This window comes from Porphyromonas sp. HMSC065F10, assembly GCF_001808555.1.
In the GTDB taxonomy this organism is placed as follows: domain Bacteria; phylum Bacteroidota; class Bacteroidia; order Bacteroidales; family Porphyromonadaceae; genus Porphyromonas_A.
Window position 1 is genome coordinate 13,592 of the sequence record NZ_KV793797.1, and the last position, 14,402, is coordinate 27,993.

A 14,402-nucleotide genomic window follows, 5' to 3' on the forward strand; every position below is an offset into this window, starting at 1 on the left:
ATCCTTGTTTTAATGGAATATGGTCTGCGAGATAATAGACATCTGGGATGTAACACTCCTGGATTGGTCTTAATCCTTGTTTTAATGGAATATGGTCTGCGAGGGTCAAATCTGTGAAGATCTGTATGTGAGCCCTTTACGACCAAAAAAACCGCAGAACCCTAAAATTTTGAGGGAAAACATGTACCTCTGAGTGCAAATATACAAAGGTTTTTTGAATTGATTGTACAACGTGCAATCTCTACCTTACAATTTTTGGGTTTTTGGTCATTTTTCTTCCTCGTTTTCCTTGGAGAACTGCCTGTAAGCATCAGTAGAAGAGCGTATTGCGCTTGTGGGTGATGATGTCGACATCCACTTGCTCCCCGATGACGTGCATGGCGTGGAGCTGGTCCGTGGAGATGGGACAGACGATGATGCTGTCGTGATTGTCGTAGAGCGACTGCACCTCAGCGAGGTCTCTCTTGATCTCCTCGTAGGTCGCCCGGGAGAGGTCGGCGAGGAAGATGGAGTCTTGGATGCGTGTGCATCCCTTGCTTTAATGGGTGTGACGCACTTGGGTGGCACAGAAGCCACTCATCTCATCGTGAAGAGTGGGGAACGAACACCCCTTGCGGGTGCCCGTTTCTTAGCCACGAGGTCGAGGGGCGTAGCCCCGAAGACCCGTGGGCAGGGCATCGCAAGAAATCTCGCGACCCCGCCAGGGTGTCGCACTATCAAGCTTCTCCGAGGAGTGCGCCACCCTTGCGAGGTCGCTGGGGACTCTGCTCGGCGACCCACAAGGGGGCGAGGGGGTAGGGGTGGGCCTCTGTACATCGGTCACCGCTTTGCGGATGACCGATGCCTGTGGAGAGACTGTTGCACGAAGGCGATCTGCTGCGTTGCTTTCGGAATTCGGTCTCGGTCACGTACGTGAGTACGCTCCTTTCGGTCTCATCCTCAGCGCCTTGCATCTCATCCTTCGTGCAAAGTCTCAGCACATTTGAAACAAATGTGCGAGAATGGCACTTCGTGCAACATTCTCATGGAGCGAGCACCCTTCGGGTGCCTCACGGATAAGCCCCCTGGGTATATGATTACCTGAAAGCTGAAATGCGTCACCCCTGTATCCCTACCTTATATTTTTGCGCTTTTTGGGCTTTTCTTCATCTCCCCTTACTTGATGAAGAAGTCGTCGGTGAGGAAGAGCCGCTCGCCGGCGCGTGTTATGGCGGTGTAGACCCACTGGTAGCTGGCAGGGGTGGCATCGAGGGTGATGTTGCGCGGCATATCCACATAGACGTGGGGCCACTCGCCACCCTGTGACTTGTGGCAGGTGATCGCATATCCGTAGACCGCACGGAGGGCATTGAGGTAGGGGTCGGTGAACATCTGCCCCTTGTACTCATCTGACCCCTGACGTATGCCTCTCTTTCGCATCCTCTTGTGGAAGTCGACGAAGAGGTCCTTCTGTGCCTGCTTACCGAGGTTGCTGAGCCCGGAGTAGAGGATATCCTCGATCAGGAATAGCCTGAAGACCTGCCCGGAGGTGAGCTCTGAGACCTCGATGGTGAGGAAGGTGAGGCAGGCTCGCTGCTCGCGCCGACCGATGCCGGTGACCCTGACGAGGTCTCCATTCCTCAGCCCGCTGGGTAGGTTATTCTGCGTCACCAGCAGCAGCTCATCGACCATCAGCCGTGGGTCGGTAAATCCCAGGGCGGGTCGGACGAGGCCGGAGACCTGGCTGCACCGCTTATTGGCCCTGCAGATCATAGTCGCCCCGGCGTAGTCTCTGTCTCGGATATCGGCGATGTACTTATCCACGAGCTCGATCTGGCTGCCGACCAGCTCGATGTCCTTGTGGTGCCTGAGGGGGAGTGTGCCCCACTTGACGGCGGGAGGGCTCTCGTAGAGTCGCCGGACCTTCTCCGCCGCCGCGATGATGTCATTGTCCTTGGCCTGGCGGACTATCTCTGTCAGTTCGACACTCTCTGCCTCTATGCCAAAGGTCTCCCGGAAGTACTTCGTTGAGAGGGCGGGGGAGTCTACCTGACCGATGGGAGGCAGCTGCCCCTTGTCGCCGACGAAGATAAACTTCCCGAGGGAGTTGCAGTTGAGCAGATCCTGTAGTAATCGTCCACTGCCGAAGGTGGCCTGAGTGGGATCTCTCGGAGGGACATCGGAGACCATAGAGGCCTCATCGATGATGTAGAGTAGGGGGCAATGCATATCCTCTCCCGCACGTAGTCCAAATTGCAGGAGCAGGTCGCCTGTATGATCCACCTCTCCGCCACCTCTCTCGATCTCCTCCAGCATCTTGTCAATGTCCTTGTCAAAGCCGGAGAAGCTGTAGATGAAGTGGTGGATCGTGGTGGCAAACCTCGTGTTGAGCGTCTGGCTTTCAGTGGGCTGATCCTCTATGTGACGGCTGGCGCCCACCTTGTCGCTGAGTACCTTGGCAGCCCTGCCGGTGGAGGCGAGGAGGACGAATGGGAGGCTCTCCTCCTCCATAAGCCGGTCTACCACCATCCGTACCAGCGTGGTCTTGCCGGTGCCGGCGTAGCCGGAGAGGATCAGCACCCTGGCTGAGTCATCGGCGATGAAGTTGCGGATCTGTCGGAGTGCCTTACTCTGGTCCTCTGTCAGGACGAAGTCTTCCTCTATACTCATCTCACTCGCACTCTCTCCACTTCTTATGCCCCGGGATACCTGCGGAAGGTCTCGAAGTCAAAGCGGACCTCCTTCACACCATCTGCTGTCTCCGTGACCTGTCGCCTCGTGGTGGAGGCGAGGCAGGGTATGCCGAGCGGCTGAAGCCTCGTGATGACGGCGTAGCAGAAGGTCATCTCTCCCATAATGTGTACCGTGACGTCTCTCGTCTCGGCTCTCTCCTCGATCCGGGCAACGTACTCCTCGGCGAGGTCGGTGATCTCTCTCTCTCCGGCCTCCGGCGGGATTGCGGGGAAGGCCATATCCTCTATCTCGCCGTACATCTCCGCCGCCTCTCTCTGCCGTGCTCCCCAGCCGGCGGAGGGGTGGTTGGAGAGATTGATCAGCAGCGGAGCACCGGGGGACTGTGTCGGGAGTGCTTCGATGGTCTGCTTACCCCTCAGCACCTCCTCCGTACGCTTGATCAGCTTCTCTATCCTGCCGGGGATGTCTCTCCCATTGACTGCATTGGACCTAAATCCTGCGTGATTGAAGTCGTTGCGCAACTGACCGATCTCGGTATATAGCGGATGTAGCTCTCTCACGGCTGAGCCGTCGCGGTATTGCCTGACGACCTCCGCCCTCTTCTCTCTATCGGTGGGGTCGCTCTCGCCCAGCCGCCACTCATCCTCGGAGATGCTTTCCTTGGCTATTATAAAAGCCTTAGCAGCGAGCTCCGTGTAGTACTCCTCCTCGGAGGGGTAGCCGTGGCTCGCAGCCACGTAGGCCTTCATCGTCTCCTGCAGTATGGTGATGCTCTGCTGATAGAGCTGCATCCGGTAGCACCAGCGGGCAGCGACAAAGCCGTTGCTCACAGAGGGCTTGGTGTCAAAGTCTCCGAAGGAGTCCTTGATCTTGTCGATGAGCGGGACCATCGGTGCGATGAGACCGGCATCCAGCCCGTGGGTGCACTTGTCCAGCTCCTTGAATATCTTCCCTTCCAAGATCTCTTTGCCCCTGATGGTGGTAAGGCTCTGCGATACTGTCGTCAGCCTATCTACCAATTTGCTGAGGCCACTGGCTACCTCGTTCTTGCCCTTTGTCGCTTTCAGGATGGGGGTAACTCTCTCCTTTGTCAGCTCTGCCAGCCCGGAGGCGCGACCATTGCGGAGAAACTCGCCTGCCGCCACGGTCCAGTCCTGCAGCTCGATGAGTGCGCCCAGGTCGACTATTGGCTTGATCTCTGCCTTGACCTCCCAATTGCCGTAGGTGATGCTGACCACCTCAGTGCCCTTCAGCTCCCTGGCGTAGTTGGTGAGCACGAGGAGGAGCATCGGCAGGTAGCGGAAGCTGTGGGTGATGTCGATGTAGAGCCTGTCGCCCTCGTGGATCTGGTCGTAGATGGAGCGGAAGACGGACCAGATCGCCTCCTCATCTCCCTCCTCCGAGATCTCGACCGGCTCCACGGGGAAGGGAAGACCCATCTGACTGAGCGTCGGCTCGAGACCGGCGTAGTCCTTGGGGGAGTCGGTTCTGCTGTCGATCGGCTCTGCCTGCCAATTGGAGGTCCGGGCCGTGGGGGTGAGGAAGATGTAGGCGGCATCGTCCGCGCTCCACTCGCTACGTGCCCTGAGGAAGTCGAGCGTCGCCTCCTGTATGAAGCGTGTCTCGGTGCTGGTGAAGTCGCCCTGCCGGTAACTGCAGGGTTTGTAGTTGCCGGTCCCCAGTATGGAGATGAATACCCTGCGTGGTCTGCTACTCTCCATTGCTCTATAGGTCTATTACCTTATCCGTCAGTTTTTGTCCGTCCACGATGCCCCGGATGCCGAGTATGCGCATGCGCTTCTTGATATTTTCCTGCGTCGCCTGGGGCATCTCCCCGATCTTGTGGAGGGTGAAGAGGTAGGAATTTACTCGGAGCCCGAAGTCCTTGCTGATGGCGGCCAGCTTGTAGAGGTACTCCTCCACCATCCCCTTTTGCTGTTTGCCATACCCATTCATCGTCACCTTACACTCGATCACGTAGAGGGCGTTGTCTCTGACGAAGGTGACGTCGAGCTCGTTGTCGTTATTGATGGAGTCGTCCCGATAGATCTTGATCGACTTGGCGATGTCCTCGTCTCTCAGGTGGAAGTCACTCTTAATCCGCAGGTAGGTGTACTCCTCGAACCACTCACCGGTCATATAGCGTCGCTGGGTGGGCTTCAGCCCGTCGTCTTCATTGGCATGGGTATAGCGCCATGGTATGGCAAAGTCCCTCAGACGCATGTAGTTAAAGGTGTAGAAGGGCTCTTTCTTCCCCTGAATGAGGCTGTTGTCGCACTCGTAGCGCAGGCCGTAGAGGGTGAGGTACTCCTCGAGGGTCACCCGGTAGGTGATGGCGTATGGCTCCTCGGAGGAGAGGTCGTAGTAGACGTTGGTGCCGAGTGGGACGTAGACGAGGTGTGAGTCGTACCGGTCGAAGTATCGCGCCACGGCGAGGGACATCATCTTGGTCCCGCCGGTGATATTGACCAGGTACTCCTGCCCCTCGGGCAGGTCCGCCGCCTCGAGCTCCTTGAGGATCGCCCTGTAGTTGTCATTGGGGACCACCACTCGCCTGACGCTCTCCGGCTCCAGCCCCAGCGCTGTCTCGAGGTGGATGCCGCTGCGGCGCTGCTCCATGAGTGGCGTGGTGATGAAGAGGAGGTCGGAGTAGGTCCCCTCCATCTCCCTGATGAAGATAAGGTTGGGGACCAGGTGCTCGCTTAGGATCGATACGATTGTCTTGCTCATGGGTCACTCTATCCTTAGGGAGTCAAAGATCTGCTGCATCTGGGTCTCGCCGAGCTCCTTCGCGACTTCCCTCCGGATGCCCTTGCCGTGCCACTCCTTCTTGTCTCTTTTCTTGGCGCCATCGTAGATCTGCTGGAAGGTATCAATCACCAGCCCCAGCTCCTCGTCATTGAGTTTGACTCGCTCCTCTCTCTCGGCAGTGATAGTGAGCCACTTCTTGATGGCATGGAGATTGGCCTTCCAGGACTTGTCGGGGCTTAGAGTGGCAGCCAGACCCTCGGTATAGGCGGCCGATGCTCTCCCCTCTCTTGCCTGCTGCTCCTGCCGCTGCCTCAGTTCCTCGCACTTGGCTTGCATCCTCTCCGAGAGGGCCTGCACTGCGGGGTGGTCGAGATCGTCGCGGAGGCTCTTGATGACCTCGGTGAGCTTCTCTTCGCCCGCTGCGGGGTCAAGCGTGTCTGCCTCCTGCAGGAGAGCCTCGCACTGCTCCGTGAGCCGGTCGAGCCGCTTCCGCTCCTCTTGCTCTCTGACTCCCGCCGAGAGGGACTCCGGCATGTCGGGGGTCACCTCCTCGCTGTAGCGACGGAGGTAGGACTTGCTCTTCTTGGCGTCGGCAAAGTCGTTGACATTAGGTGAGACGGAGAGCTTCATATAGTGGTGACTGTCCCTCGAGACGGGGTTCCCGGAGATGGCAAAGAGCTCCCGCATCTGCTGTGTGCTGATCCAGGACCCGAGACTCTTGTCCATCTCCAGCTCAAATAGCCCCATGTAGTAACCCGCCTCCCGGAGCTCCTCGCCCGTCAGTTGTACCTCGTAGCGGCATCGTCCGTAGCCGTAGGACTTCCCCTGCCCCAGCTGGTGATAGCAGCCGTCACTGCCGTGGAAGGTGAGGGCGGAGAGCAGGGCGCCCAACTCTATGGGGCGGAGGTTGTGGAAGACCACATCCCCGCAGAAGGTGGCACCCTTACGGATCGGGGTCAGCGTGGAGTCGGTGTCGGCACTACCCGTCTTGGCCTGCCAGAGGCCATCTCTCACGTGGTACCGCTTCCATCCGGCGAGCCGCCCATCGTTGTAGGTCTTGTAGTCGAGGGTCTTGCCCTGCGCTCCCTGCTGCTCGATGTAGATCGGGTAGTAGGAGGCCTTGGGGGAGCCCAGCACTAATGTCACCTCGTCTCCGGACTGAGCGTTGTCGGAGAAGGCGTTGCCAAAGTGTACCCGCCCCTTGAGACTATCCGTCTGGCGGGTGTAGCCAAAGAGGCACTCCGCCAGGTCGGGCTTTGTCTCCCTGTGCCCTTCGGGCAGGAGGTCGGCAGGCGTATTGTCGTAGGGAAGCTTGTAGAGAAGGGCGAGACCGAAGTCCTTGACCTGCCGCCCGTCTGTGCGGAAAAAGACGGGGATCCCCTTCGCTCCCTCTCTCAGCTGTGGCTTCCAGTGGGTCCAGTCGTCCGAGTCTTGGTAGATGAATTCGTAGTGCTCCAGCTCCTCCGTAGTGAGGGGATAGACTGCGGTCGGCTCGGAGGGGAAGACAAATTCGTAGTACTTCCCTGCGTTCTTTGCTCGCTCCTCCTTCCACTTATCCGGCTGACCGGTCAGGACGATATCCCCCCGTATCGGGCCCTCCTCATCGTGGATCACCCTCCTCCCGTTGCCGCCCTCCACAGATGTGAAGAAGTGGCCGTCCAGTCTCCACCCCTCTAAGAGGTGGTACTTGTAGGCGGCGGTCTTGGGGTCGTACGTTTTGCCCCCCTCGATCACCTCCCTATTGAGGTTGATCCTGCTGTGCTCCGAGAAGTGATCCTCCATCACCGTCTCGCCGAGCAGGTCGTCTATCTCCTTGTGGCTGATGCGGAAGGGCTGTCCGTGGTCCTCGATCTCATATCTCCCGTCGCGCATCCTGAGGTAGCCGCACTGAAATCTCAGCTGCTCCTTTTTTAGCGTATAGAGCTTCTCATTGTCCCACTCGCGCTGAGCAAATTTTGTCCTCGGGTCTACGCTCATCTTGCCGAAGCTCATAATCTCGAGCAGGCTGCGCACCTCGCCCTTGATCGAGGTGGCGGGGATGAAGCTCCGCCCCTTGACCCGGCTGAAGCGATTGTCCTCTGCCTCCTTGGTCTGACCGTTGCGGATGAAGAGATCAGACTCTGTCGTGATCGTTAGCTTGATGACCCCGCTCACCCCGTCTGAGAAAGGGATGTCGTGCGAGATCTGATCTGCCCAGTCGGGGAGATAGACCCGGTCGGACAGGGGTACGAAATTGAATGGTGCTTCTACTGCCATAGCCTATACTCTGTGCTCTTTAATCCTCAAATCCGACAAAAGCGATGTGGTCAAAGACCAGCACCCCCATACCGAGGCAGGCCGGGTCCTCCTCCTCCCTCCAGTAGCGGAGAAACTTTAGATGCGGCCTCGACATCCTCAGCGCAACCAATTGCAGGCTCTCCACCTCCGGATCCTCATAGTCGCTCTCATCCACCCGGTGCTTACTCACCAGATAGCGTCCGTCGATGTACTTGATGCTGATCGAGATCCCCTCCTCCCTGCTGTAGAGGTAGCCCTCCTTGACAAAGGGGTTGACGCTGTCGAGCAGGGCGACATCCAACGGCCTGTCATAGTGGTACTCGACAGCCCTGTCTGCATTGCTCATCCAGAGGTATCCCTCGTAGGCGATCGTCGTGTCGATATCCTTAAGCTCTATCGTACTCATAGATTGTCTCTCCATTCTTGGTGATGGACCCGTAGAAGCGTCCGTTCCCCTTCATCACTGAGCCTCCCAGTGGCAGCATACCACCACAGAGATCCTTCATCGCACTCTCAAGGGCCGAGAGTGCGCCACAGACCCGATCCCGATCCTCGCTCTCCAGCGCGTGCTTGTCGATCGTGATCTCCATGGTGATCTCCTCCTCCGCAGCATAGACGGATTTCTCGGAGAAAAGGGCTCCACTGACTGCCCCGCCTGTGAAGCGGTCGATCCGCACGTGATTGAATACATGGTCCTCGGCCGCCTCCGGGCGCTTGAGCAGCACGTCTGAGAAGAGTACGTGCCCTCTGCTGCATCCCTCTCCGCTCTCCTCCCCGGCGGTGCCGAATAGTAGGGCGACGGCGCCGTTCTTCTGCCCGATGTAGTCCTCGATCACGGCTCCCTCAGGCAGATTGTCGGCGGCTATGCCCTGCTGCTTATTGTAGTGGAAGGCGGTGCGGTGAGAGAGTGCCCCCTTGACCGACGAGCTCGGTATCAGGATCATCTGCTCCGCATCGACGATCGTGGCGCGATCTCCCTCCCACACGATCTGCTGCTCGGTCACATACCGCTTGTCCGCATCACAATCCCCGAGACCGGAGCCGAAGAAGATGAAGTCCACCGGGCGGAGTGTGAGGAGGTACCTGTCGCTCTCCCTCTCCTCGATCTCCCTCGGAGTGTAGGGTGCGAAGCCCTCCCACTCTGCGCTCAGGCAGGAGGACTTGGCGAGGTAGAGTGACAACTCCTCCGGCTGCCGGAGGTCGAGCCGGCGGTGTAGCGCCCGCACGACCCGTACCTTGCCGAAGCCCTTGCGGCTCCCCCCGCCTATGCGGAAGAGATCCGAGTCGATCGTGTCGATGATCCGGAGGAGTGCCTCGTCTGACGAGTCCGCCTCCTCGGCTGAGGAGATCAGCTCCATGTCGAAGCAGAAGCGTGTCCCCTTCAGCACCACCTCCTCGTCAAATTTTCCCCTCATCTCCGTGGCGCCTCTGTGCCCGATGCGCGCATGCTGACGTATCGGCAGGGTGCTGTACGCCTCTAAGAGCGGATCCTCCTCTATCGGGGCAATGCCATCGACCGCCCTGCCCCTGCTGTCGAGGATCTTCGCCTCGCTGATGATGAGCCGCGATCCCTCGCCACCCGTGGGGGACTGCCAGCCCATCAGGGTCTGCTGCAGCTCCTCAGAGGGGAGTGCGTGGCGTATCACCCCGGCGAGTGAGGTGCCGGGGATGAAGGGCAGTCTGTGGACATCCCGCAGTACCGGTGCATCAGTCAGGGGGCTCTTCTCTCCACTGCTGATGGATAGCGGGCTGTCTGCTTCTATGGTGATCCGTGCAATGTTTCGGATCGGGTAGAGTGTATATGCCATAATTTCTGGAGAGTTTGCTTAGTTGTCCTTTGAGCTCTTCTTGCCCATCGTGGAGGCGAGGTTGATGACCAGGTCCTGGAAGCTGCTCTCTGACTCCGGCACTGCCGCCTCCCTGCTCAGGAAGTCGATCAGTATGCTCCGGCGTCCGTTTTTCTCCCACTTCTCCTTGGCCACCCCGTGATTGAGGTAGCCCTCGATCGCCTCGATCAGCGCATCTGCATCCTTGTGTACCATGGCGAGACTGCGTATGGAGCCCCACTGGGAGGCAAATTGGTCTCCCGTGAAGAGCCTCGCATGCTCCCTGGCAAAGTTGTTGGCTAAGTCGTAGACCCGGTGCATCCTCCTGCTGTGACTGCTCTTCCTCCGGAGCACCGTCAGCAGCTGCCGGTCGCTCTCGGTCAGCACCGACGGCTCCGCCGCCCGGCTCTCGCCCGGCTCCATCTCCTCCCTCTCGTGGGTAAAGGTGTAGAGACTCCTCCCCTCCGAGATGTCGGCGGAGAGGAAGTCAGGATTGTAGATCACCCGCCCAAAGCCCTCGCTCCGGTAGCACCCCACATAGGATGTGCGGAGGTCGTGGGCGTCGGTCCTGACGACGAGGACGCTCCCCTTCTCGATCCCGCACCGATCGGTGTCGTAGGCGTGGAGGGTATAGTTCCACGGGGCGTAGCGGAAGGTGCGCACCTGACTGAGGTCCCACAGGATCTCGCCCGACTCCAGCCCCAGGTCTGCTGCCGTGGGGCGAAAGGTGGGGTACCCGTTGGCATCGAGGAAGATCAGCCGAGAGTCGGCATAGACCACCACGCAGCGCTCTCCTCGCACCTCTACGGTGTTGTCGCTGCTGAGCGGCTCCCCGTAGTCGCAGAGGTCGATCTTCACCCGGCCATACTGAGCCGTCCTCGAGCGGCCTATGTGGTGCTCCCCCACCAGCGCCTCCATGATCTCGTCCCTGTAGCGCACCGCCACGTCATCTATCTCTACGGAGAAGTAGAGTGTCAGTCCTTCGCAGAGAGACTCTATCCCGTACATCTGCTCGTCACGCGAGCGGCGCTTCTCCGAGTCGTAGGCGGACTTGATGGCGAAGTTTTTCCGGATGCTCACCCTTGTTCCCCGGTTGCCGTCAAGGGCGTAGTACCCGCTGCGGCACTGCTTGAGGGACTTCTGTCTCAGCCTTGAGAGGTCGGGGATGAGGTGGTAGACGTAGCACTCCTGCTCGATGCTGCTCAGCTTGGGGTAAAAGAGTGCGGCCGGGACCTTCACGCCCCGGATGTCGTTGATGCCAGGATGGGCGTCGCCGAAGCGGACGCTCCCGCTGTGGAAGAGGAGGTGCGTGCGCTCGTCCTCCTTGTCATAGAGGCTCCTCGCTACCACGCCGAGGAAGTTATTCCCCGGGATGAAGGTCAGCGTCTGAGCCTTACCCTCTGTCGTCGGGGTGTCCCGCAGCACCACGTCGGAGAGGAGTGTACACTTGAGCTTTAGGGTCTCCATAGTCAGTCGTCTATTCTTGATATTTCGCAGCGGCCATAGCCTCTGCTCCTGCCCAGTCCCAGGCGCTTCACATACTTGAGTGCCTCCTCGAGGAGCGCCTCCTCTTCCGCTGAGCCGATCCCGGTGATCTCGCCGTAGAGGGTGCAGGGGATCGCTGTCTCTATGCGGCGAAGGGTGTGCTCCTTGGCGACTCCCCTCTCGTCGATGGCGGTGGAGGAGAGGGAGCGGTAGAGCATCTCCGGGTCTATGTCCGGCGTGGTCAGGAGGCTCCGGCGCATGGCGTCACTCAGTGAGGCGTTGGTGAAGTAGAGCCGCCCCTGCCGGCTCTCGCTGCCGAAGAGCCCCTCCACCGATCCCTCCTCGCCTCCGCGGAGGAGTAGGATATTGGTGACAGCCTCGCGGAGAAGCCCCTTCACCGTCCTGCCGGGGACGAAGGGGAGACCACTCACATCCCGGACCACTAATTCGTCCACATCGGCACCTGCAGTCTGTCCGGAGCCGCAGTGCCAGTAGGAGAAGAATTCTATCTTGTACCTCATCTCTTATACTATCTCTTACCTCTTCTTTGTGACCAAGTTGAGTATCCCATACAGGGAGAGCACATCGTAGGCGGGATAGGCCCTCACGCCACTCCTGCCGGCAGCCGAGGTCACCCTCCTTGCAGTCGGCCGGGTGAGCTGATCCACCATGGCTCTGCCCTTAGCCCCATAGACCATCCTCATCCGCTCCAGGTGCTGTGACGCAGCTCCCTCCCCTCTATGGAGTAGGGAGAGCCACTGGCGGAGCCCCGACCTGACGCCGTCGCCCTCCGTCGACGTCAGGCTGTCGCAGGTCGCCCTCAGCTCATCGATCGTCGTGTAGCCCTCGCGCGGATCGAGGAAGTAGGGGCCATACACCAGTGAGACGCCCGGTAACGGCATCAGAGCCCGATCGACGATCTCGCCGTAGCTCTGCACGTAGCTGTCCTCCACCTTATGGTACATCAGGCAGGCGGGGACGCTCTCGCCCTCGCCCCTGAGACGCTTCGCCTCCCTCTTTGCCACCCCGCACAGCTCCTCCGCCAGCCGGTAGCCGTAGTGGAAGGGGTAGGACGACTTGATGAAGGCGACCCCCGCACAGGCAGTCAGCCGATCCATGCCGGTCTCCTGCCGGAGGATCCGCCCGAGCGCTCCCTCGCCGGTGTGGTACTCAAAGCGCCGGATGAAGGCGGTCGCATAGTCTATCGCCAGCCGACCGCTGATGATCGCCGTCATGTCGTCGCCCCCCAGCACGATCGGTCGGAGGAGGTAGGTGCCGCCCATCTCTCCCTCGATCTCCCGGAAGGCATCATTCGCCGCCCGCTCCGTGGCGCGGTCGAGCTCTCGCGAGAAGGTCCTGTACTGCTCGAGGTCGTGACCCACCCTCTGCACCACCTGCCCGAGGCCATTCCCGTCGGCGTGGATGATCGCCAGCCAGTCGTTGCCCTCGGTCATGCGGGAGACATCAAAGGGGAAGCGCTCCGCCTCCACCCTCTCCTTGCTCTCCCTGCCGTAGAAGCTATTCTGTGCCAGGTAGATGGATCTATTGTGCCTCGTCTTGGCGGCCGTGGTGAGGTCGGTCTCCTTGCCCTCGGTCGAGACAAGCGGTAGCCCTGTCCGTCCCGATCGGCGCACACCGAGCGGGCCGATGATCAGGTCGGGCTGCGGGCAATTGCGCTGCTCCTTGAGCTTCGTCTCCAGGTCATCGATGGCTCTCGTCTCATCGCGTCCGTCGAGCTCCACCACCGCCTGGCTGATCGTGATCCCCGGCGCCTCCGTCATCACCCTGCGGGGGAAGTCCCGGACCGCCCGCTGGCAGGACTCTCTGTCGTCAAAGCGGTAGCGCACGTTGCCCGCCGCACCTATGTATAGGTGATCGTCGCGATAGCAGCTCCCGAGGGTCTCCCGGAAGAGCCTCGTGCAGATCTCTGCCACCAGCTCGCTGGCTCCCACGATGTCCTTCAGCTCATTTGTCTGGAAGATAAAGTCCTGTATGCCCTGCACAGAGGCACCATATAAGTAGTTCATAGGCGTGATGAATTGTGATTTCTGACTTTAGTGACCGTCCCATACCCCACACTGGCGTGCTTCCCGAGGCCGATATGGTCCGGGAGGGAGATATTGGACTCAAATTGCAGGTCCATCGCCGCCAGCGGCACCCCCTTGTACTTTATCGTCCGGAGGGGAGAGGTGGAGGTGATGGTGACCCGGAGCGGAAAGGGGATGAAGATGTCCACCCCCTTGAGCATCGACAGGATGTTTCCGGTCAGGATCCTCTCCAGCATGATGAGCCGGGCAGCCATGCTCGGCTCGCCCTGATAGAGCTGATGGTTGCGCTCATTGAGCGGGAGCCAGTCCCTCAGCCGGTAGGTGACGGGGGGCGTACACTCCTCCACCGGGTGGGCGAGTGCATCGATCGACTCGATCCTGAGGACCACATGCCGCTGACCGATGTGGGTGTCGAGGGACTCTACGCTGAGGAGATCCCCGAGGGCGTCCACCCCCTGTCCGATGCAGAGGAGGGCCGCCTTACCTCCGACACGCTTGTACTGCACCAGCGGATAGCTGTAGCGAAGCCCCTCGGTCGTGTGGTTGTGGAAGAGGGTACTCCGGCAAGAGAGCAGGCTGTTGACCGCCCCACGGAGCAGAGGCATCTCCCATCTCTCGATAGGGGTGTCCAGTCGCATGAGTAGTGTATTCACCTCGTCCATATCAGGATCGTTGCCGGAGCTTGTGGCGATAGATTTGGGTTTCTTCTCCGAGTGGGGATGACACCCCACCGGTTTCTTCTTGCGACTAAGATATCACTTTTTTCTGATATAAAGAATGCTAATCTCGGTATTAGGTGACATCTTGCTCTGCGGGGATAGGTCGGACAAGTCGGACAAGTCGGACAAGTCGGACAACCTGCCCCCGTTCCCAAATCCTTGTTTTAGTGGAGTATGGTCTGCGAGGTTGAGAGGGCCTTCTGGCCATCTTGGCTGGTGAAGACCTAGTCTTAATCCTTGTCCTAATGGAATATGGTCTGCGAGCCATCCTGAAAATGGCTGTGCTGGAGGAGAGGCTGGAAGTCTTAATCCTTGTTTTAATGGAATATGGTCTGCGAGAGGTCTGAAGAAGACCTACGATGAATTGGGAGCCTGGTCTTAATCCTTGTTTTAATGGAATATGGTCTGCGAGTGTAGTTGCTCTTATTAAGGGTGCTATTTCAGGTGGTCTTAATCCTTGTTTTAATGGAATATGGTCTGCGAGAGATCCAACAGCTTGCTGATGAACTTGGAGTTACTCTGTCTTAATCCTTGTTTTAATGGAATATGGTCTGCGAGAAGGATATCAAAGTAGATTCAATAAATGCCACTTTGGTCTTAATCCTTGTTTTAATGGAATATGG

At 59.0% G+C, this 14,402-nt stretch carries 11 protein-coding genes; all 11 read right to left on the bottom strand.

The window, feature by feature from the left end; all coding sequences use genetic code 11:
• Positions 1 to 310: 310 nt before the first annotated feature.
• Entirely contained in the window at positions 311 to 520 is a 210-nt protein-coding gene (locus HMPREF2890_RS05800) for a CRISPR-associated endonuclease Cas2 (RefSeq protein ID WP_256387639.1), read from the bottom strand.
• Between the two features lie 635 nt (positions 521 to 1,155).
• Positions 1,156 to 2,649, bottom strand: a complete 1,494-nt coding sequence (locus HMPREF2890_RS05805) for an ATP-dependent DNA helicase (RefSeq protein WP_070466496.1) — start codon at positions 2,647 to 2,649, stop codon at positions 1,156 to 1,158.
• 23 nt (positions 2,650 to 2,672) lie between these two features.
• The gene (gene csx2 / locus HMPREF2890_RS05810; protein WP_070466498.1) at positions 2,673 to 4,394 is read right to left on the bottom strand and encodes a TIGR02221 family CRISPR-associated protein; all 1,722 of its coding nucleotides are present in this window, start codon (positions 4,392 to 4,394) and stop codon (positions 2,673 to 2,675) included.
• Between the two features lie 4 nt (positions 4,395 to 4,398).
• Entirely contained in the window at positions 4,399 to 5,403 is a 1,005-nt protein-coding gene (locus HMPREF2890_RS05815) for a Card1-like endonuclease domain-containing protein (protein ID WP_070466500.1), read from the bottom strand.
• Between the two features lie 3 nt (positions 5,404 to 5,406).
• Positions 5,407 to 7,680 (bottom strand): TIGR03986 family type III CRISPR-associated RAMP protein, encoded by a 2,274-nt coding sequence (locus tag HMPREF2890_RS05820; protein ID WP_070466502.1) that lies wholly within the window; start codon positions 7,678 to 7,680, stop codon positions 5,407 to 5,409.
• A gap of 19 nt (positions 7,681 to 7,699) precedes the next feature.
• A complete protein-coding gene (locus HMPREF2890_RS05825) occupies positions 7,700 to 8,107 on the bottom strand; it encodes a TIGR04423 family type III CRISPR-associated protein (protein WP_070466504.1) in 408 nt (135 codons plus the stop codon).
• Positions 8,088 to 9,509, bottom strand: coding sequence for an RAMP superfamily CRISPR-associated protein (locus tag HMPREF2890_RS05830; protein ID WP_070466506.1), 1,422 nt, complete (start codon positions 9,507 to 9,509; stop codon positions 8,088 to 8,090). The genes HMPREF2890_RS05825 and HMPREF2890_RS05830 overlap by 20 nt, the downstream gene beginning before the upstream one ends.
• A gap of 18 nt (positions 9,510 to 9,527) precedes the next feature.
• Entirely contained in the window at positions 9,528 to 10,994 is a 1,467-nt protein-coding gene (locus HMPREF2890_RS05835) for a hypothetical protein (protein ID WP_070466508.1), read from the bottom strand.
• A gap of 2 nt (positions 10,995 to 10,996) precedes the next feature.
• On the bottom strand, positions 10,997 to 11,533 hold the full coding sequence (locus tag HMPREF2890_RS05840) for an RAMP superfamily CRISPR-associated protein (RefSeq protein ID WP_070466510.1): 537 nt from the start codon (positions 11,531 to 11,533) through the stop codon (positions 10,997 to 10,999).
• Positions 11,534 to 11,548: 15 nt separating this feature from the next.
• Positions 11,549 to 13,039, bottom strand: a complete 1,491-nt coding sequence (locus tag HMPREF2890_RS05845) for a Cas10/Cmr2 second palm domain-containing protein (protein ID WP_070466512.1) — start codon at positions 13,037 to 13,039, stop codon at positions 11,549 to 11,551.
• Positions 13,036 to 13,713 (bottom strand): CRISPR-associated endonuclease Cas6, encoded by a 678-nt coding sequence (locus HMPREF2890_RS05850; RefSeq protein WP_210394776.1) that lies wholly within the window; start codon positions 13,711 to 13,713, stop codon positions 13,036 to 13,038. The genes HMPREF2890_RS05845 and HMPREF2890_RS05850 overlap by 4 nt, the downstream gene beginning before the upstream one ends.
• Positions 13,714 to 14,402 lie beyond the last annotated feature (689 nt).